Annotated in this window: 20 protein-coding genes; 9 read left to right on the top strand and 11 right to left on the bottom strand. The window is 39.0% G+C overall.

Annotated features, from left to right (window positions below; genetic code table 11):
* The first annotated feature begins 4 nt into the window (after positions 1-4).
* Complete coding sequence (locus tag ACT53H_RS15995; RefSeq protein WP_476009649.1) at positions 5-1,720, top strand: proline--tRNA ligase; 1,716 nt, start codon at positions 5-7, stop codon at positions 1,718-1,720.
* Between the two features lie 238 nt (positions 1,721-1,958).
* On the opposite strand, the gene ACT53H_RS15990 is transcribed toward ACT53H_RS15995, so the two are convergent.
* The 4 genes from ACT53H_RS15990 to ACT53H_RS15975 form a co-directional block, all read right to left on the bottom strand.
* Positions 1,959-2,300 carry a YegP family protein gene (locus tag ACT53H_RS15990; RefSeq protein ID WP_009389333.1) on the bottom strand — a complete coding sequence of 114 codons (342 nt, stop codon included), beginning with the start codon at positions 2,298-2,300 and terminating at the stop codon, positions 1,959-1,961.
* Between the two features lie 211 nt (positions 2,301-2,511).
* Complete coding sequence (locus ACT53H_RS15985; protein WP_016137144.1) at positions 2,512-2,856, bottom strand: zinc ribbon domain-containing protein YjdM; 345 nt, start codon at positions 2,854-2,856, stop codon at positions 2,512-2,514.
* A gap of 91 nt (positions 2,857-2,947) precedes the next feature.
* Positions 2,948-3,304: a DUF488 domain-containing protein gene (locus tag ACT53H_RS15980; RefSeq protein WP_476009648.1), complete on the bottom strand. Its 357-nt coding sequence runs from the start codon at positions 3,302-3,304 to the stop codon at positions 2,948-2,950.
* A gap of 107 nt (positions 3,305-3,411) precedes the next feature.
* A complete protein-coding gene (locus ACT53H_RS15975) occupies positions 3,412-3,864 on the bottom strand; it encodes an SRPBCC family protein (RefSeq protein ID WP_476009647.1) in 453 nt (150 codons plus the stop codon).
* Positions 3,865-4,076: 212 nt separating this feature from the next.
* Between ACT53H_RS15975 and ygfZ the strand changes: the two genes are divergently transcribed.
* From ygfZ to ACT53H_RS15960, 3 genes are all read left to right on the top strand, one after another.
* Positions 4,077-4,799: a CAF17-like 4Fe-4S cluster assembly/insertion protein YgfZ gene (gene ygfZ / locus ACT53H_RS15970; protein ID WP_476009646.1), complete on the top strand. Its 723-nt coding sequence runs from the start codon at positions 4,077-4,079 to the stop codon at positions 4,797-4,799.
* 146 nt (positions 4,800-4,945) lie between these two features.
* Positions 4,946-5,656, top strand: coding sequence for a DsbC family protein (locus ACT53H_RS15965; RefSeq protein ID WP_005309781.1), 711 nt, complete (start codon positions 4,946-4,948; stop codon positions 5,654-5,656).
* Between the two features lie 184 nt (positions 5,657-5,840).
* Positions 5,841-6,665 (top strand): tetratricopeptide repeat protein, encoded by an 825-nt coding sequence (locus ACT53H_RS15960; protein ID WP_476009645.1) that lies wholly within the window; start codon positions 5,841-5,843, stop codon positions 6,663-6,665.
* Positions 6,666-6,693: 28 nt separating this feature from the next.
* Here ACT53H_RS15960 and ACT53H_RS15955 read toward each other — a convergent pair whose 3' ends face one another.
* The 4 genes from ACT53H_RS15955 to ACT53H_RS15940 form a co-directional block, all read right to left on the bottom strand.
* Positions 6,694-7,617, bottom strand: coding sequence for an AEC family transporter (locus ACT53H_RS15955; protein ID WP_476009644.1), 924 nt, complete (start codon positions 7,615-7,617; stop codon positions 6,694-6,696).
* A gap of 56 nt (positions 7,618-7,673) precedes the next feature.
* Positions 7,674-8,783 (bottom strand): NADH:flavin oxidoreductase/NADH oxidase, encoded by a 1,110-nt coding sequence (locus ACT53H_RS15950; protein WP_013196898.1) that lies wholly within the window; start codon positions 8,781-8,783, stop codon positions 7,674-7,676.
* Between the two features lie 9 nt (positions 8,784-8,792).
* Positions 8,793-10,964, bottom strand: coding sequence for a TonB-dependent receptor family protein (locus ACT53H_RS15945; RefSeq protein WP_476009643.1), 2,172 nt, complete (start codon positions 10,962-10,964; stop codon positions 8,793-8,795).
* 134 nt (positions 10,965-11,098) lie between these two features.
* The gene (locus ACT53H_RS15940) at positions 11,099-11,665 is read right to left on the bottom strand and encodes a DNA-3-methyladenine glycosylase (RefSeq protein WP_296528529.1); all 567 of its coding nucleotides are present in this window, start codon (positions 11,663-11,665) and stop codon (positions 11,099-11,101) included.
* Positions 11,666-11,740: 75 nt separating this feature from the next.
* Here ACT53H_RS15940 and mutM point away from each other — a divergent pair, with 75 nt between their 5' ends.
* Together mutM and ACT53H_RS15930 are read left to right on the top strand one after the other, a co-directional pair.
* The gene (mutM, locus tag ACT53H_RS15935) at positions 11,741-12,565 is read left to right on the top strand and encodes a bifunctional DNA-formamidopyrimidine glycosylase/DNA-(apurinic or apyrimidinic site) lyase (RefSeq protein WP_032056688.1); all 825 of its coding nucleotides are present in this window, start codon (positions 11,741-11,743) and stop codon (positions 12,563-12,565) included.
* A 19-nt stretch (positions 12,566-12,584) separates the two neighbouring features.
* Entirely contained in the window at positions 12,585-12,875 is a 291-nt protein-coding gene (locus tag ACT53H_RS15930) for a peptidylprolyl isomerase (protein WP_107881244.1), read from the top strand.
* Positions 12,876-12,885: 10 nt separating this feature from the next.
* Here the strand turns inward: ACT53H_RS15930 and ACT53H_RS15925 are convergent, their stop codons facing one another.
* From ACT53H_RS15925 to typA, 3 genes are all read right to left on the bottom strand, one after another.
* Positions 12,886-13,239 carry a gamma-glutamylcyclotransferase family protein gene (locus ACT53H_RS15925; RefSeq protein ID WP_107881245.1) on the bottom strand — a complete coding sequence of 118 codons (354 nt, stop codon included), beginning with the start codon at positions 13,237-13,239 and terminating at the stop codon, positions 12,886-12,888.
* A 141-nt stretch (positions 13,240-13,380) separates the two neighbouring features.
* Entirely contained in the window at positions 13,381-13,812 is a 432-nt protein-coding gene (gene mscL / locus ACT53H_RS15920) for a large conductance mechanosensitive channel protein MscL (protein ID WP_107881246.1), read from the bottom strand.
* Between the two features lie 258 nt (positions 13,813-14,070).
* Positions 14,071-15,900: a translational GTPase TypA gene (gene typA, locus ACT53H_RS15915; RefSeq protein ID WP_004789229.1), complete on the bottom strand. Its 1,830-nt coding sequence runs from the start codon at positions 15,898-15,900 to the stop codon at positions 14,071-14,073.
* Positions 15,901-16,076: 176 nt separating this feature from the next.
* Here typA and ACT53H_RS15910 point away from each other — a divergent pair, with 176 nt between their 5' ends.
* The 3 genes from ACT53H_RS15910 to ACT53H_RS15900 all read left to right on the top strand — a co-directional run bounded on the left by ACT53H_RS15910 (position 16,077) and on the right by ACT53H_RS15900 (position 19,994).
* Entirely contained in the window at positions 16,077-17,435 is a 1,359-nt protein-coding gene (locus ACT53H_RS15910) for a uracil-xanthine permease family protein (protein ID WP_049838089.1), read from the top strand.
* Positions 17,436-17,498: 63 nt separating this feature from the next.
* A complete protein-coding gene (locus ACT53H_RS15905) occupies positions 17,499-18,512 on the top strand; it encodes a methyltransferase (protein WP_476009642.1) in 1,014 nt (337 codons plus the stop codon).
* A gap of 21 nt (positions 18,513-18,533) precedes the next feature.
* Positions 18,534-19,994: an amino acid permease gene (locus tag ACT53H_RS15900; protein WP_004789223.1), complete on the top strand. Its 1,461-nt coding sequence runs from the start codon at positions 18,534-18,536 to the stop codon at positions 19,992-19,994.
* The last annotated feature ends 32 nt before the right edge of the window (positions 19,995-20,026 follow it).

Raw genomic sequence — 20,026 nt, 5'->3', positions numbered from 1 at the left:
TTCCATGCGCGCAAGCCGCTTTTTATTTGCAACGTTGAGAGAAACCCCAAATGATGCTGAGGTGATTTCACACCAGCTCATGTTACGTGCGGGGATGATTCGTAAATTGGCATCTGGTTTATATACATGGCTGCCGATGGGAACACGTGTGCTTAAAAAAGTAGATGCGATTGTTCGTGAAGAAATGAACCGCTCAGGCGCGATGGAAGTATTCATGCCCGTGACTCAACCCGCGAGTCTTTGGGAAGAATCGGGTCGATATGAACAATATGGTCCTGAATTATTACGTTTTAAAGATCGTCATATGAACCCATTTGTACTTGGGCCAACGCATGAAGAAGTTATTACAGACATGGCGCGTAACGAACTCAAAAGTTATAAGCAGCTTCCTGTAAATTTCTATCAAATTCAAACCAAATTCCGTGATGAAATTCGTCCACGTTTTGGTGTAATGCGTTCACGTGAGTTCATCATGAAAGATGCTTATTCTTTCCATGCAACTCAAGAGTCATTACAAGAAACTTATGACGTGATGTACGACACTTATAGCCGTATTTTCACTCGTTTAGGTTTAGATTTCCGCCCAGTACAAGCCGACACAGGTTCTATTGGTGGCTCAGCTTCACACGAATTCCACGTATTGGCTGCTAGTGGTGAAGATAACATCGCATTTTCAACTGAATCTGATTATGCAGCAAATGTTGAAATGGCTGAGGCTATTTTAGTGGGTGAACGTGCAGCTCCGACACAAGAATTCAAATTGGTTGAAACACCAAACCAGAAAACGATTGATGATGTATGTCAGTTCTTAAATGCTGACCCTAAGCAATCTGTTAAAGCTTTATTAGTTCAAGGTGTTGCTGACGAAAAAGGTAATGTCCCTGTTGTTGCTCTATTTGTACGTGGTGACCACGAACTTAATGAGATTAAAGCTGAGAAACATCCTTTAGTTGCAGCTCCTCTTACTTTTGCAACTGAAGCGCAACTTCAAGCATTTGGTTTAACTGCTGGATTTACAGGTCCACAAGGTTTAGTCGAAAAAGGCTTAACTGTAATTGTTGACCGTGCTGCATCTGTTCTTTCTGACTTCGTTGCTGGTGCAAATGAAGCTGATAAACATGCTGTTGGCGTAAACTGGGAACGTGATGCGCAAATTACCGAAGTTTTTGATTTACGTAATGTAGTTGAAGGTGACCCATCTCCAGATGGTAAAGGCACACTACAAATTAAACGCGGTATTGAAGTAGGTCATATTTTCCAGCTTGGTACTAAATACTCTGAAGCGTTAGGCTGTAAAGTTCTAGGTGAAGATGGCAAACCATTTACAGTAACCATGGGATGCTACGGTATTGGCGTAACACGTGTTGTTGCAGCTGCAATTGAACAAAACTACGATGACAAAGGTATTATGTGGCCACAAGCCATCGCACCTTTTGAAATTGCAATTGTTCCAATGAATGCACACAAATCACCACGCACTCTTGAAGCAGCAGAAGCACTTTATGCAGAACTTCAAGCTCAAGGTTTTGATGTATTACTTGATGATCGTAACGAACGTCCGGGCGTTAAGTTCTCTGATCTTGAGTTGATGGGTATTCCACACCGTATTGTGATTGGTGAAAAAGGTCTTGATGCGGGTACTTTTGAATATAAAGGCCGTCGCGATGCTGAAGCGAGCAATTTAACGAAAGAAGAGCTTTTAGCTAAGTTAGTACGTTAATTACATTTATGTCATTGCCTCCAATGGTAGTGGCATACAAATGTTATTTATATAGGCAATACCTTACTTTTGTTTCGGCAAAAGTAACAAAACCATTTGTATGACTGACGGTACGTCCATGTTACCGCAGCCATACGGACGGCATCCATGCCGCCGCCACAATATTAAATTTTGTACTATCGTCCCCAAATAAAAAACTGCCTCTTAAATGAAGCAGTTTTTTATTACCTTATAAAATTTATGCCTGAACCGTTAAGTCTTTGATATTGGTTGATGAACCATTGGTTTTAACAGACTCAATTCCTTTATCTCGTGAAGCTTCGCTCGCATAGAATTGACTTGTGCCAATAATTTGATGATTTGCAGCTTTTAAATTGAAATAAGGTTTCCCATTCTTTGCAGTTAAACGCTCATATCGTGCGTCATCACCACTATTTTTCTGAATTGATTCAATACCATTTACCGCAGAAGCTTTAGCCTTATATAGCTCACTATTTAGAATAGGTTCACCATTTCCTGCCTTTAAAATAAAGCGGTATTGTCCATCACTCGCTAGTGAAATTTCGTACCATCCTGCCATAAAAACCTCATTTTTTTGTTGGTGTGGGTATGACTTTCGTTATTATTCTGGACGAAAGTTATTTGTTATTTATGACAATATAAATGGGCAATCATTCCTTGAATAGCCCATTTTTTATACTTTTTCGTAATAAAATTATAATGATGTTAGAAATTTAAAAAGTAGAGATATAAGTGCATATCTCTACTGAAATGTAATTAAAATTAACAATTTAAGCTTTTTTTACAAATTCAGATTTTAACTTCATCTGACCAATACCATCAATTTTGCAATCAATATTGTGGCCATCACTTGCATCTGGAACTAAACGAATCGTTTTTACTTTCGTGCCTACTTTTACAACTGAAGATGAACCTTTAATTTTTAAGTCTTTAATGACAGTTACACTGTCGCCATCAGCTAATACATTTCCATTAGCATCTTTAATAATTTCTTGTTCTTCAGTAAGCGATGCATCCCCTTCTTTCCACTCATTTGAGCATTCAGGACAAATCAATAAGTCGCCATCTTGGTAAGTATATTCTGATTGGCATTTTGGGCAGTTTGGCAAAGACATGAAAAAAATCTCAAAAAGTATATTATGCGAGATATGACTCATTTTTTAAAGTTTTAAATAAAAGACTTTTACCAAAAAAAAATTTATACATTCATTTTGAGTTTTTACTTAATAAATATTCTTTCAAAATAATTGCATGGTTATTTTCAACATCTTTTGCTGAATATAAAAGCGTAACTGTATGCTCTACTGCGATGTGTTGTAGCTCTTCAACTGCGGAGTTGGTTTCAAGCTCTTTTAAATAACGCTGCTTAAATTCTTCCCAATGATCTGGCGTTGCTGCATGGAACCACTTGCGCAGTTCTGTTGAAGGCGCCACTTCTTTTAACCACAAATCTAAATGAGCATTTTTCTTACTAATCCCCCTACTCCATAGGCGGTCAACCAAAATTCGCTTCCCATCACTAGGCTCAGCATTTTCATAAATTCTTTTAATGTGTATATCCATAATCTTTCTCTGTGTAAGTTTTACATTTTAGATAGATCTTATAAAAGAAAAGTGAGCAGATTTAGCTCCACTCACTTTTTAAATAGTTCATTAAAGCTTTAGCAGGTTTATTGGTCAGGTATATCTGCTTCAACTAATAATGTGAGTAAAGATAGTGATTCTTGCCATCCCAAATAGCACGCCTCTTCGGGAATAACTTCTGGTATACCTTCTTGCGTGATGTGTACTTCAGTACCCACCATTACAGTTTTCAATGTAATAGTGACTTGCATCGTGCCCGGTAAATTTGGATCATCAAATTGATCGTTATAGCGAATTAATTCATTTGGAACTAATTCAACATATGTTCCACCAAAAGCGTGTGTTGAACCTGTCGAAAAATTGGTAAAACTCATTTTGTATGAGCCACCAACATTTGCATCAAAATTATGGACCTTGGCAGTAAAGCCGTGCGGTGGTAACCACTTTACTAAAGCATCTGGATCTAAAAATGCACGGTACACTCGCTCGGCTGGAGCCTTAAATACGCGATGAAATTTTACTGTTCCTGTTGTCATCATATTCTCCTTATTTTAACTTCTTTTAGATTATCGAAATTATGCTTATTAGGTTAAACCTTCCGCTTTATCCGAACGTATATTTTTGGTGTTTTTTCAAACAAAATACTTTTTTCAGGCGAAATCAAATTACGAAAACTAGGGCTGATTTTTTAGCAAAAATGGAGCAAAATAGTCAGCAATCATAAAGAAACATATTGAATTTGAGATTAATCATGAGTCTGCTCGCTTTCTCCTCATATGCTTTAAACGGTGTAGATGCACAAAAGTTTTTACAAGGTCAAGTTACTGTAGATACTGAACGTTTAGCTGAAAATGAAACTCGCTATACAGCCATTTGTGATCTTAAAGGTCGTATTCACTTTGGCTTGTGGCTAAAGAAGATTAATCCTGAAAGTTTTGAAATTGTAGTTGTTCAAGATCAAGCTGAAGAGTTTGCCAAACATATTAAAAAATTTGGTGCTTTTTCGAAAATGACCTTGAGTGAACAAGGCCCTGCTTTTCCAACGATTTCAGGTCATCAAACTGAATTTTCAGCACTAGAAACTGATATTTCTGAATGGCAAAAACAAGCTATTATGACTGGTCAAGCGTGGATTACTCAGACTACTGAACATGTATTCCAACCACAGGAATTACGTTTACATCAACGTGAAGGCGTTAATTACGATAAAGGTTGTTACCTAGGTCAGGAAATTGTGGCGCGTCTTTGGTTTAAAGCAAAACCAAAACACTGGTTACATCTGGTCCAAGGTACAGGCGAGGCGCCTGCTTCAGCAACTCAATTAAATAACGATGTCGAAGTCGTTAATAGTATTGCAAATGATGCTGACTATCTGGCTTTAGTTGTTGCTAAACCTGCTGCTCTACAAGAGTTGGGGCTTCAAGTTCTTGAGTTACCTGAAGCTTTAAGTGGCGATGTTGCAAGACCACAATAACAATTTTTATTAGCTCGAACTGCCCACTTCTAAGTTAGTGGGCTTTTTTATAGATACAAAACACTAATGATTTCATTAGATTAGAATATCAAATTTTTAAGTTTTATATGCAATCATTAGCCCTGTTGAAATTAAAGAGAAAAAAGATGAAAACTAAACTTGCTACACTCATGTTGAGTCTGGCTATTTTCGGTTCTGCTCATGCTGACGTTAAAGCACTTGAACAAAATCTTAAAACGAATTATCCAGATTTGCCTGTAAAAGGTGTTTATCAGTCGCCAGTTCAAGGCATTTATGAAGTGTATACAAGCGGCCGCATTGTTTATACAAACCAAGATGCCAAGTACTTTTTTGTTGGTAACTTAGTCGACATCAAACAACAAAAAAATATGACTGAAGAACGTATTGCCGAACTGGGTAAAATTGACGTTAAAAGTTTGCCATTAAATCAGGCCATTAAATATGTAAAAGGTAAAGGTGAACGTACGATCTATGTCTTTAGTGACCCAGATTGCCCATATTGCCAGCGCCTAGAACAAAATATGGTTGGGGTTGATAACGTAACGGTATATGTGTTCCTTTATCCTCTCACTAGTTTGCATCCAAATGCTGAAAAAGTTTCAAATCAAATCTGGTGTTCAAAAAATCCGGCAGAGGCTTGGACAAACTATATGCTTAATCGCAAATTACCGACTAATAGCAAAAGTTGCTCAAGCCCAATTCAGAAAAATATTGCTTTAGGTCAAAAATTAAATATTGATGGAACACCTACCCTGTTCTTGCAAGATGGACAAAGACTCTCTGGTGTTCCAAGTGATGCCAAACAAATTGAAGCATTACTTCAGTCAGCAAAATAATAATATTACCCACTCCGTTATATGAATGTGAGTGGGTCTTTTTTCTCCACAATTTGCCCAAAGTGCAGCGCTTTATATACAAATCGGCTGTTTACTTTCAGCAATCAATATTTATGATGAGAAATTGAAACTATTTAATGCATCAATGGAATGATGTAGCTACGAAGTAAAAGGTTAAAAAGAAATGAAGAAATTACTAATTGCAAGCCTAATCACCCTTTCAAGTGCATCAATTTATGCAGCTGATAACACAGCGACTGCTGCGAAAACAGATGTTTTCAAACAAGCTGAACAACTCTACGCAGCAAAAAATTACTCTGCTGCATTTCAAGAAATGCAACGCCTCGCCCAAACAGGTAATGCCCAAGCCATCTATAACTTAGGCTATATGACTCAAATGGGCCAAGGTACAGCAAAAGACTCTTCTAAAGCCCTTAAATATTATGAAGATGCTTCAAATAAAGGCTATGCTCAAGCAAGTTACACGCTTGCACAAATTTATGAGACTGGTGAATTAGGAGTTGCCAAAGACAGCAACAAATTCAGTCAATATGTTCAAAAGGCATCGGCTCAAGGTTCTGATGATGCAACTGTGAAAATTGCGACGATTTTATTTGCACAGAAAAAACCGCAGTCACATCAAATTGCCCTACAAAAATTGGCGCCTTTAATTAGAAAAGGTAACTACCCGGCTATTCAGGTAAAAGCACTTTATGATATTAGCCAAGGTGTGGAAAATAAAAATCCGTTAATGAAACGCCAAGGTATCGAAGCTTTGCAATCGATTGCTCAAAAAGGCTATGCCCCTGCTTCTATGGCTTTAGCAACCATGATGGCGAATGGCAATATCATTCCGCAAAATCTACCACAAGCAAAAAAGATTTTTACTGAACTTGCCAATCAAAATGTTCCTAACGCTAAAGAATCGTTAGCTTCAGTTGATAAAATCATTGCAGAAAAGAGCAAACAGGCTGCCAATGCTCCAACACAGCCAGCACCGAAAAAATAATGAATGATGAGCCCCTCATGGGGCTTTTTTACCACCACAAAGCAATCAGCCCACTAACACCAATAAAACCAACAATCGTACTAATCATAAGCGGTGTTAATGCTTTTTCATTTAGACCATAGGCTTGTCCAAAAATTCCAAAAGCAATCGGCATTGGTAGAGCAGCAATTAATGTTCCTGCATAAAGCATTTCACGACTTACATTGGGAGTGATCAAAAAGAGTGAAAAAATCACGGATGGCATGAGGATAACTTTCAATATCGCCAAAAAAACACTTTCTGTATTTACTGTTGTGATTCCGATACCGACTAGACTTCCACCAATGGCAAACAAAGCTAAGGGCGAAGCTGTACGCCCAAGTAACTCTAAAGACTGATCAAGCGTTGTAGGAAGGTTAACATCTAAAAGAATGCATCCCATCCCAACCAAAATAGCGATAATTACAGGATTCTTGAGTAAATTTAAAAAAGTCTGTTTTAAAAGCGGTAAAAGATTTTGTTGTTGATGTAAACCAGCTTCGGCCAAAATCAGCATGAGCGCCACAATCAATAAATTTTCAATAATAAGTGTTAAAGAAATATAGATCGCTGCGTGATTACCTATCAACATGGTTAAAATAGCTGTTCCCATAAATCCAGTATTAGACATAGATGCGCCCATCGAGATGACGGCGCTGTGGGTTAAGCTATTTTTAAAATATTTTCGATAGAGAACAAAAGCCAAGAAAAATAAAATTAAGGACCCTCCGCCATAAGCAATAAAATAAGCGGGGTACCAAATATCTTGTAAATTTTTATTCGCCAATGAGTGAATTAAAAATGCGGGTAAGGAGATTTTAATTACGAATGCGCTAAGTGCCCTGATTTGTTCAGGTGTTACCAATTTGATGAGAACACAAACATAGCCCATCAATAGCAATATCAAGATAGGTAAAATAACCTGAAAAACCACTGACCGTCCTCACTTAGCGAAAGAAAAATGGGCAAAGATGACTTTGCCCAATACAATTAAAAAGAGTTAAAAAGCTGTTTTAATCCATGAGGTTGGCAGCGCAAATACTGAGGTGCAATTTTAACCTCTGCACCTAAAGCTGCTGCTGCATGCCAAGGCCATCTTGGGTCATATAACATTGCACGAGCAAGACCAATAGCATCGGCTTGCTGGTTTTCCAAAATTTGTTCAGCGTGTTCTGGCTCAGTAATTAACCCTACAGCAATCACTGGAATAGATACATGCTTTTTGACTTGTTCAGCAAAAGGAACTTGGTAGCCAGCTCCAATCGTAATTGATTGATGCTCGTGCAAACCACCACTAGACACATGCACGTATGCTGCGCCCAATTGCTCTAAAGCTTTTGATAAACCCACTGTAGACTCAACATCCCAATGCTCAATGCTCTCTAACCAATCAGTCGCAGAGAGTCTAACACCTACAGGATAACCTTCTGGTACAGCCAATTTAATTGCTTGAAGAACCTCAAGAGTCATACGCATACGGTTTTCTAAAGAGCCACCATATTCATCAGTACGCTGATTAGCAATTGGCGATAAGAATTGATGTAGTAAATAACCATGCGCAGCATGAACTTCAATCAACTCAAACCCAGCTTCTACAGCACGTTTTGCAGCTGCTGCAAAGTCTTGTTGAACTTGTTTAATCTCAGCAATGGTCAAAGCATGGGGCGCTGCATCATGCACTGAAAAGGTACTTTCACTGGGAGCAACCGTTTGCCAACCATGAGGCTGATCTTTTGCAATCTGACCTTTACCTAACCACGGTTTTTCAGTAGATGCTTTACGGCCTGCATGTGCTAACTGAATTCCAAATGGCATCGGTGAAAGTGTATGAACCTTAGCTAACAACGTTTTGATTTGGTCACGTTGCTGATCATTCCAGAGCCCAAGGTCAGCATAGCTAATACGACCTTCAGGCTGTACAGCAGTCGCCTCTACAATACAAAGCCCAGCGCCAGACAATGCATAATTCGCCCATTGCTGTTCATGCCAATAGGTAATTTCACCATCATCTGTTGCCGAATATTGGCACATTGGAGCAATTACAATTCTATTGACCAGTTGTAGTGAACCAAAGTTAACCGTTTCAAATAATTTTGCCATTTTTAATTCCTAGAATTGCTTAATTACACGTAAACCTGCACTCCAGTTACGTCCATCCGCTGGTTCAAAGTAGCGTCCATTTCCATCATTTACGATCACTGAACCTGCATAGTTTTTATCAAATAGGTTATCAACACGGGCAAAACTATTCACTTTCCAGTCGCCCATTACCCATGCATAACCCACATTAGCTGAGGTTACACTGTAGCTTGGCGCTGCGTCACTGTTGGTATCATTCACGTATACTTTATCCATATACTGTACATCTACCCCGCCATATAGACCGTGCGATGGCTGCCAAGCTAAAGAGGCATAAGCCTGGTTTTTAGCAATTCCCGGAATGGCATTGCCTGATGGAATTTGAGCAATATTCCCTAAAGCTGGAATATCAGCATCAAAAGTTGCATCTAAATATGTATAGCTAGCAGTCGCAGTTAAATCTCGCCACAACTTTTTATTCCATGCAAACTCTACGCCTTCACGTAAGGTTTTATCTGCATTACGAAACGTTGATCGGCCATTGGAGTTGCCAGCAGAAACGATGTCATCTTTGGTTTTAGTTTGAAAAACTGCCAAAGTAAAGTCACCAAATTGGTTTTGTGATTTTAAGCCTGTTTCATAGGTATCGCTTGTGGATGCGGTTAAATCAAAATTAAAACCGCTTTCTCCATCTGGACGATATGCCATTTCAGTAAAAGTTGGAGTTTCAAATCCTTTGGCATAACTCACATAGGCCATGAGTTCAGGTAAAATTTGCCAGCTTAAAGCAGCCGAAGGCAAAACTTTACTGTAATCAGTCTTACCACTATCGTCGCCATTGCTTAAGTAGCGATCTTCCGACTTATAGTGGACATTGCTATAGCGTACGCCCGTATCTAAACGCCACGTTGGTAAGAACTGCCATGACGCTTGTAAATATGGGTCGATATTCCACAAAGTATTATCTTCATCACGGCGCAAATTACCTTTGACGCCATAAGAAGGCTGTCCGTTTACCAAGTTAAAATTTTCATACCCTTTACGATCTTCATCCATCGCATCAAGTGCAACACCGAGGCTTACAGTGGTATTTGGAAGTAACTCTTTACCCGTCCAACGGAAATCAGCACCATAATAATTACGATCAAAATCAATCACGCCACCAGCATGATTGGGATTTAACTGTGCACTCTTAGGGATACATATTTGTGTATCTTTCTTAAATGCGCATCTAGGAATAGATTGATATTGAGTAACTTGACGATTACCTAAATATGCCATGGCATAGAGTTCATTTTTATCATTAATCGGTTTAGACCACGTCACACCTGTTTGAGTTTGCTCAATATCTTTACGGACATTAAAGTTTTTATCACGAATATCAGGATCAATTTGTTTTGGATTTTGTTGCCATAAATCTCTTGTTAGACCTTGAGGGTCATCGGCATGAATTTTTACATAGTTAGTCACCCAGTTGATTTTGCTACCATCATCAAGGTTCCAACTGAGCTTTGCATTATTTAATACTTTTTCTGCACCGCTATGTTCTCGGTAACCATCTGTGTCGAAGTACGATGAACTAATAACATAACTCGGTTCATTCGCACCCTTCGCCCCACCTTGTAGCACGAGTCCTGCTCGGCTTTTATCGTGGCTGCCTCCCGAATAGCTCAGCTCAATTGAGTCTTTTCCTTGCCCTTCTTTAGTAGACGTTAAAATTGTCCCGCCCGATGAGTTTCCATATAGCGATGAAAAAGGTCCCGTTAGAACTTCAACATGATCCAAACTACTTAAATCGATATTAGACGTTTGACCCTGTCCATCTGGCATCGTAGCAGGAATACCGTCCACATACAGGCGAATGCCTCGAACACCAAAAGTTGAACGTGCACCAAAACCACGCATAGATAACTGTAAATCTTGTGCATAATTTTCACGATTGCGAAGCTGTAAACTCGGTATACCCTTTACAACTTCGGTTAAATTTACTTGTGAAGAAGTATCGACTTGAGGTGCATCTATTCGAAAAACCGAAGCCGGCGTCTGCAAATAGGTGGTATCAGTACGCGTTGCTTCCACATGTAACGTTGGCAATACAGTCATGTCTTGGGTTAAGTCTTCTGCCCAAACAAGTGGGCTAGAAATGCAGCCCATACTCATCAAAATACAGTAATGAAGTCGGTCTAAGCGTAATAAGGACATGCTTATTTCCTTTATTTATATTGTAGTTATCATAACAAAAAGCGGTGTCTTGTCTGGATATAGAATTCGGTCTGTATTGTTGTAAACCTAGAACACTCTTCATCGATATCTAAAAATTGATTTCCAGATTAGAATTATCGACTCAAAGATGGATGGTCTTTCCAGCAATATCGTTCAGGCCAATCTTTTGCTTCTTCGGCATAATCAATTCCAATCCGTGGCGTTAATACCACTTCTGGCTGTATTGAAGCTGCTTCAATCCACAGTCCCGTTTCTTCACCTAAAGTCTGGCCTTTTAAAGATCGATCAATACCTAAATAACGTGTCAATTTGCCGGGTCCAGCTAGAAGCTTATATTCTTTTTTTGTTGAAGCACCACTTAAAAATGCAGAACGAATCATTACCCCTTCAGGAATACCTTCTGTCTGAGTAATCAGATTGAGCATTTCATACATGCCATAAATTAAGTAGACATAAATCGTACCGCCAGAGCGATACATTACATCTGTTCGTGCTGTGCGCTTGTCATTGTAGCTGTGGCAAGCTTTATCACGAACACCCAAATAAGCTTCTGTTTCACTAATTGTGCAACGGATGACTTGACCATCAGGTTGTCGCTTACATAATACGCAGCCAATTAAGTCATAAGCTACTTCTGAGGTTTCACGTTGAAACCAGCTTAATGGTAAAATATCTGACATAGTAATCTCTGAAATATTACATACCACACGTTATACTTGATTAATCCAGTATATCTGTTAATTCTGCGAGTTGGCATGCCTGAGTTACCCGAAGTCGAAACAACCAAAACCAGTTTATTTCCTCTATTGAATCAAAAAGTTCTAAGTGTTGAAGTACGTAATCCGAGCTTACGTTGGCCTATCCCCGATGATGTTCAAAAACTCGTTGGGCAACGCCTCATTGGGTTAAATCGACGTTCAAAATATATTTTGGCAGAGTTTGAACAAGATCAAATGCTCTGGCATTTAGGCATGTCAGGAAGTTTTCGTCTGACCGAGCCAAATGATGAACTAAGAAAGCATGATCATCTGATTATTCAATTTGAAGATCAGCAATTACGCTACCATGACCCACGTCGTTTCGGTTGTATTCTTTGGCTTAACCCTGAAACTCAAGGCAAACTCATAGATACTTTGGGACCTGAACCTCTAAGTACTGACTTTCATGCAGAATATTTAGCTTCTAAGCTCAAGAATAAATCTGTCGGCATAAAAATTGCACTTATGGATAATCATGTAGTGGTTGGTGTAGGCAATATCTATGCAACTGAAAGCTTATTTAATGTTGGCATTCACCCAGCACAACCTGCTGGTGATTTAAGCATGCAACAGATTGAGAAATTGGTTGTCGAAATTAAACGAATTCTAAAGTCAGCAATTGATTTAGGTGGTTCGACTTTACGCGACTACAGCAATGCCATGGGTGAAAATGGTTATTTCCAGCAAACATTACTTGCTTATGGTCGTGCTGGAGAAATGTGCGTTAACTGTGAAACCACATTAGAAAACTTAAAACTTGGTCAGCGTGCCAGCGTATTTTGCCCACAGTGCCAACCACTTAAAAAGTTGAGAAAGCCTTAATTTTTTGGAGAAAGACAACATGCAGACAGCAATTGTCCGACATATTTTAGTCAAAGATAAAGACTTAGCTGAGCAGCTAAAAAAGAAGTTACAAAATGGTGCCGACTTCGCAAAAATTGCCAAGCAATACTCCACCTGTAATTCGGCAAAACGTGGCGGTGAACTTGGCGAAGTCAAAAAAGGACAACTTGTGCCAGTCATCGATAAAGTTGTTTTTACAGCTGCTGAACGTGTGTTACAAGGTCCAATCAAAAGCCAGTTTGGCTATCATCTTTTAGAAGTTAAATTCCGAATGGGCAACTTACGTTGATTCCATTACTTTAATTATTTTTTTCAGAAGTTTGAGCCTGTGCATTCAGTTGATATGTCCAGGCTTTAACACACTCACCCGACTCTAATTTCACATCTGCAATGACACGCTGGTATTGAAAGCCCTCAAAGTCATCAAGCATTTGCCAGTTTTCAGCAAGTTTTTCTGTACTAAACAAATAACCCTCTACCCAATCCGCTTGCGAATCTAACTCAAGCGCTTTTAAGCCTTTATCTGGTCCCCAATCTAAAATATGAATCACACCCTGCACACTAGCTTTTGTCCAGCTTCCACCAATCTGCTCTAAAATATGAGCATTTGCTTTATTCGGACATAAAGTGCCATACACAAAAAGCTGATTCATTTATTTATATCCTTTTTACAATGTACGTAGTTGAGCCGATCGGTAGCCTGTCTATTTTATCAATATCTTTAGCCCAGTATAAAATACTAAGTAATAAAAAACGGTACTCTCGGTACCGTTTCTTATTAATTCAGAATATTGTTAAGCTTGCTTTTTCAACTCATCACGAATTTCACGCAATAACTGAATATCTTCAGGAGTTGCAGCTGGAGCTTCTGGCTCATTCTTATCACGGCGAAGTCTATTTAATAATTTCACCATTAAGAAAACGACCCAAGCCAAAATTAGGAAGTTAATTAAAATGGTGAGGAAATTACCATAAGTTAAAACATTGATACCTGCTTTTTGCAAAGCATCTAAAGATTGCAGATTGGTAGGGTTGGATCCTAGAACAATAAATTTCTGCGAAAAATCAACACCACCGCCAGTAATCACACTGATAATTGGCATGATAATATCTTTTACTAAAGAGTCCACGATTTTGCCAAAAGCACCACCAATAATCACACCAATGGCTAAATCCATCATATTGCCTTTAATGGCAAATTCTTTAAATTCTTGAATAATACTCATCTAAACATCTCCAGATGTCGGGGGCCGAAACACGTCATATTTTTCTTTTTCAATGGCATCTTATCAATTTAGATAGTACTCGCCATGATATTGATAATTTAATATTTTTATCAAAAAAAAGAAAACTATCTCACACTTTAACAACATATTCTCTGATAAGAAAAATATGATTTTAAGCTTAGTTTAATTTTAAATAGAACGATTAAAAAAACCGCTGATCGAAATCAGCGGTTTTTATCATCCGAAGATAAGAATAACTTATTTGTTACGCTTACGTTCGTTTTCAGTCAACCAGCGCTTACGGATACGGATTGACTTAGGTGTTACTTCAACTAATTCATCATCTTCAATGAACTCAAGCGCTTGTTCAAGCGTATATTCAATTGCAGGTACTAAAGTTAAAGCATCATCTGTACCAGAAGCACGTACGTTAGTTAACTGTTTAGCTTTAGTTGGGTTAACCACCATATCGTCTGAACGTGAGTTAATCCCTACGATCATACCTTCGTAAACTTCTAACTGTGGTTTAGCGAATAGACGACCACGGTCTTGTAAGCTGAACAATGCATAGCCCAAGCAAGTACCTTGAACCATAGAAATCAACACACCGTTTTGACGCTTCGCAACAGTACCTTGTTTCATCGGACCGTAGTGAGAGAAGCTTGAAGTCATGATTCCTGTACCAGAAGTCATGGTCAAGAATTCAGAACGGAAACCAATTAAGCCACGTGAAGGTACAGTTGCTTCAATACGGATACGGCCTTTACCGTCAACTTCCATATTTGTCATTTCACCTTTACGGTTACCCATTTGTTCCATTACAGAACCTTGGTGCTGTTCTTCAACGTCAAATGTAACGTTTTCATAAGGTTCTTGTTTTTCACCGTCAACTTCTTTCAAGATTACTTGTGGACGAGATACGCCCATTTCGAAACCTTCGCGACGCATGTTTTCAATTAAAACTGAAAGGTGAAGTTCACCACGACCAGATACTTTAAAACGGTCTGGACTGTCAGTATCTTCAACACGTAATGCTACGTTGTGAATTAATTCGCGGTCTAAACGTTCACGGATGTTACGTGAAGTAACGAATTTACCTTCTTTTCCTGCAAACGGCGAGTTGTTTACTTGGAAAGTCATTGTTACTGTAGGTTCATCTACAGACAATGGTGGTAAAGCTTCAACATTTTTCGGATCACAAATCGTGTCAGAAATATGAAGTTCATCAATACCTGTAATACATACGATATCGCCTGCTTGAGCAGAATCAACATCAACACGCTCTAGACCGTGGTAACCCATAATTTTTAAGATACGGCCGTTACGTGTCTTACCGTCTTTATCAATAACAGTTACAGGTGTATTTAAACCAATTGAACCACGTTGAATACGACCAACACCGATAACACCTACGAAGCTGTTATAGTCAAGTGAAGAGATCTGCATTTGGAATGGACCATCTGCATCAACTGCTGGTGGTTCAACAATGTCAACGATTGTTTGGAATAATGGCGTCATGTCATCAGCCAATTCTTCTGGAGAAGGACCAGCAACACCACGTAAGCCAGATGCATAAACAACTGGGAAGTCTAGCTGTTCGTCAGAACCGCCAAGGTTGTCGAACAAGTCAAATACTTGGTCAATAACCCAGTCTGGACGCGCACTTGGCTTGTCAACTTTGTTGATAATTACGATTGGTTTTAAACCACGAGCAAACGCTTTTTGAGTTACAAAGCGAGTTTGTGGCATTGGACCTTCTTGAGAGTCAACCAATAACAATACACAGTCAACCATCGACATTACACGTTCAACTTCACCACCGAAGTCGGCGTGTCCCGGGGTGTCGACGATATTAATACGGTATTCTGTATTCGTACGAGCATCGGTCCATTTAATTGCAGTGTTCTTTGCAAGAATGGTAATACCACGTTCACTTTCAATAGCGCCCGAATCCATGACACGCTCAATCTCACCAGCGCGATCACCAAGAGCACCTGATTGTTGAAGTAATTTATCGACAAGTGTGGTTTTCCCGTGGTCGACGTGGGCAATAATTGCAATATTGCGGAGATTTTTGATATCTGACATAGAATTCGATAAGCCTGAAACTTGAGGGCAAATTATACAGAAAAATTATAGATTTTAGTAGTGACAGTTTATTGACATTGACAAAAAAATTTCCAATACCCTGTATTTCGTTTTGTAAAGATAGTTATCTCGATTAGAATAGCGCCAATTTGCAAAATTGCGGCAGACCTACACCCATGTCCAATCAACACTCTCAAGACCATTTAGACCTTGTTTATGGTTTAAATGATCGACCAAAACCTTTGATCGCTTTTTTAGCAGCTTTCCAGCATTTGCTTGCGATTATTGTACCAATTGTTACACCTGGCCTTTTAATTTGCTTAGCTTTAGGCGTTTCACGCACCGAAACCAACATGATTTTATCGATGTCTTTGGTAATTTCAGGTATTGCTACATTTCTACAATGTAAAAAAGTTGGTCCGTTTGGTGCAGGTCTTCTTATTGTTCAAGGCACAAGTTTTAACTTTATTGGTCCTATTATTGGCATTGGTAGTGCAATGGTGGCTGCAGGAACACCAGTCAACCAAGTTATGGCTGCAATTTTCGGTGTAGTAATTGCTGGCTCCTTTATTGAAATGGGTGTTTCGCAAATTCTTCCATGGGTAAAAAGACTAATTACTCCTTTGGTGACAGGTATTGTTGTTTTATTAATTGGCTTAACGCTTATTAAAGAGGGCTTGATTAGTATGGGTGGTGGTTACCAAGCCATGCAAGACCACACTTTTGCAAGTGCAGACAACCTTATTATGTCATGTACCGTACTTGCGATTATTATTGTACTCAATCGTATTCGAGTGGTTTGGATTAAAAGCTCAGCTATTTTAATCGCGCTAGTGATTGGCTACATTCTTGCTGGATTTATGGGACATCTAGATTTCTCTAGTATTAAAGATGCGCCCCTCGTACAAATTCCAACACCAATGCACTTTGGCTTGAGCTTCTCATGGGGCTTATTCATTCCAATGGCATTCATTTATTTGGTGACCTCTTTAGAAGCCATTGGTGATGTGACAGCAACCAGTAAACTTTCTAACCAACCTGTTAATGGTCCTGAATGGATGAAACGCATTAAAGGTGGTGTATTAGTAAATGGTGCAAACTCTTTACTCGCTGGATTATTTAATACTTTCCCAAGTTCTGTTTTCGCTCAAAACAATGGTGTAATTCAACTCACTGGCGTGGCTAGTCGCTATGTAGGTATCTGGATTGCCGGATTACTTATTTTATTAGGTCTATTTCCTGCGGTAGCTGGTGTTATACAAGCAGTTCCTCAAGCAGTTTTAGGTGGCGCTGTTATGGTGATGTTCGGTGCCGTGGCTGCATCAGGCATTAATATTCTTTCATCTATTCACCTTGATCGCCGAGCATTATTAATTATTGCCATCTCACTTGCACTAGGTTTGGGTGTTGCTCAAGTTCCTCAAATTTTAGAGCATCTTCCAGAATTATTTAAAAATATTTTTAGCTCTGGCGTGGCAACAGGTGGTATAGCAGCATTAATTTTAAATGTTGTGCTTCCTGAAACGCATAAATAACTAACTTTTAATTTTGATTACTGCCCAGCTCCCACTGGGCATTCTTCTTCATGAGAGATGTACATGGATCCTAGAAGTGAAGTGGTATTAAGACAGCAAGACTATTTAAAAGGTAGTATCTTGTTAATTAATGCACCGAATGATGCCTTAGTCAGTCAATTACCAGCTGGGACTGATGCGTCAGTCTGGACATGGAACCATGCCGACTATCAAGGATTTATAAATAGTGGAACAAAAGCTCACTTCTCAGTTGAATTTCCCTCACAAGAATTCGACCAAGCAATTATTTTTGTTCCAAAATCTAAAGAACTCTTAAATTACATATTACATGTAGTGATGAGCCATCTTAAAACCAATCAATCTGTTTTTTTAGTCGGTGAAAAAAAAGGTGGCGTAGAAAGAGCCGCCAAACAATTACAAAGCTTTGGCAAAGTACTAAAACTTGATAGTGCACGTCACTGTCAGCTATGGCACTTAAAGATTGAGAAAAAGGAACAAATTAAACCTCTAGAAAAATGGCTTAAAACCTATACTGTTCAGGTTAATGAACAAGAGCTTACGATTTGTGCCCTTCCCGGTGTTTTTAGCCAAAATCATCTAGATGTCGGAACTGCTGTTTTACTCCCTTATCTTAATCAGGTGAAATCAGGTAGAATTGCCGACTTCGGGTGTGGTGCTGGAATTATCAGTTGCTATTTGGCAAAAATAAATTCAAGTAATATTATTCACGCCCTAGATATTGATGCTTTCGCTTTACGGTCAACGGAAATGACTTTTAGTCGAAATGGAATAGGTTCAGACCAGTTGAGATTGCAGCCTGTCATAGGTATTGCAGACGCTCCAACAGAACTCGATGCCATTGTCAGTAATCCCCCTTTCCATCAAGGTATTCATACCAACTATGATGCAAGTGAAGGACTCTGCCAAAACGCTAAAAAACATTTAAAGGCATCAGGTGAGCTATGGATTGTAGCAAACCGTTTTTTAAACTATCCGATCTTAATTGAGAAGCACTTTGGTCAGTGCCAGATTAAAACTGATCTTCAAGGCTTTAAGGTGTTATATGCCTGTGCATAACAAACTATGTAAGGAATCTCCATGAGCGAAACACATGCTCCTGAAAAACTCCAGCGTAAGCTTGGGGCTCGTCATCTGAATATGATCGCCATTGGTGGTTCCATTGGTACAGGCCTCTTCCTTGCTTCTGGATCGACCATTGCAAATGCTGGCCCAGGTGGAGCGCTACTCGCCTATTCGCTTATTGGTATTATGATTTACTTCTTAATGACCAGTTTAGGTGAACTTGCAACCCATAATCCAACTTCTGGGGCTTTTTTTACATATGGTAGTCGTTATGTCGAAGAAGGCTTTGGTTTCGCTTTAGGTTGGAACTATTGGTATAACTGGGCAATCACAGTTGCATTCGAACTTGTAGCAGTTCAGTTTATTATGAAGTTCTGGTTCCCTGATATTCCAGGGTTCTATTGGAGTGCCCTGTTCCTTATCGTAATTTTTGCAATCAATGCCATGACAGTAAAAGGATTCGGCGAAAGCGAATTCTGGTTCTCAATGGTAAAAGTGATTGCGATTGTAGCGTTTATTATCATTGGCTTAGCCATGATCATTAAGATCATGCTGACTCCAGGTGTCGCAGCTTTTGGAAACTGGACCTATAAAGAAGCACCTTTTGTTGGTGGTTTACAGGCCATGATCGGTGTAGCAATGATTGCCGGATTCTCTTTCCAAGGGACTGAAATGGTAGGGGTTGCTGCTGGTGAATCTAAAGATCCAAAGAAAACGATTCCACTTGCAATCAAGCAGATTTTCTGGCGAATCTTATTATTTTATATCTTATGTATATTCATTATCGGCACGCTAATTGCCTATGATGACCCAAATTTATTACAAGCTGCTACCACTGAAAATGTTGCACTTTCTCCGTTTACATTGCTCTATGAAAGAGTTGGCTTTGCTTTTGCAGCTGGTTTAATGAATGCTGTCATTCTTACCGCTATTTTATCAGCAGGTAACTCAGGCATGTATTCATCAACTCGTATGTTATTTAAAATGGCTCAGGAAGGTCGCGCACCAAAGTGGTTTGCAAAACTTGATGGTCGTGGCGTTCCAATGAATGCACTATATGCCACCACATTTATCGCCGCTTTTTGTTTCTTGACAACGTTTATTGGTGAAAAACAAGTCTTTAACTGGCTACTGAATATGTCAGGGATGTGTGGTTTTATTGTCTGGCTGGGCATTGCGATTTCACACTATCGTTTCCGTAAAGGCTATATTGCTCAAGGGTATAAATTAGAAGATTTAGCTTACCGTGCCAAATTTTTCCCATTTGCCCCTTGGTTTGCCTTTATTCTCTGTTCAATCATCATCTTAGGGCAGAACTATCAAGCCATTTTAGGTGGAAAAATTGACTGGTTAGGCCTACTTTCAACTTATATTAGTTTGCCATTATTCTTAATTATTTGGTTAGGTTATAAGTGGAAAAATAAAACTAAACTGATCGCTTATGATCAAATGAATGTGAAGCCAGAGCAAGACTAAGAATCGGTAATTAAAAGTAAATCAAAGATCAA

Source organism: Acinetobacter sp. DMC2, assembly GCF_056314305.1.
This window is presented reverse-complemented; position numbering and strand designations above follow the sequence as displayed.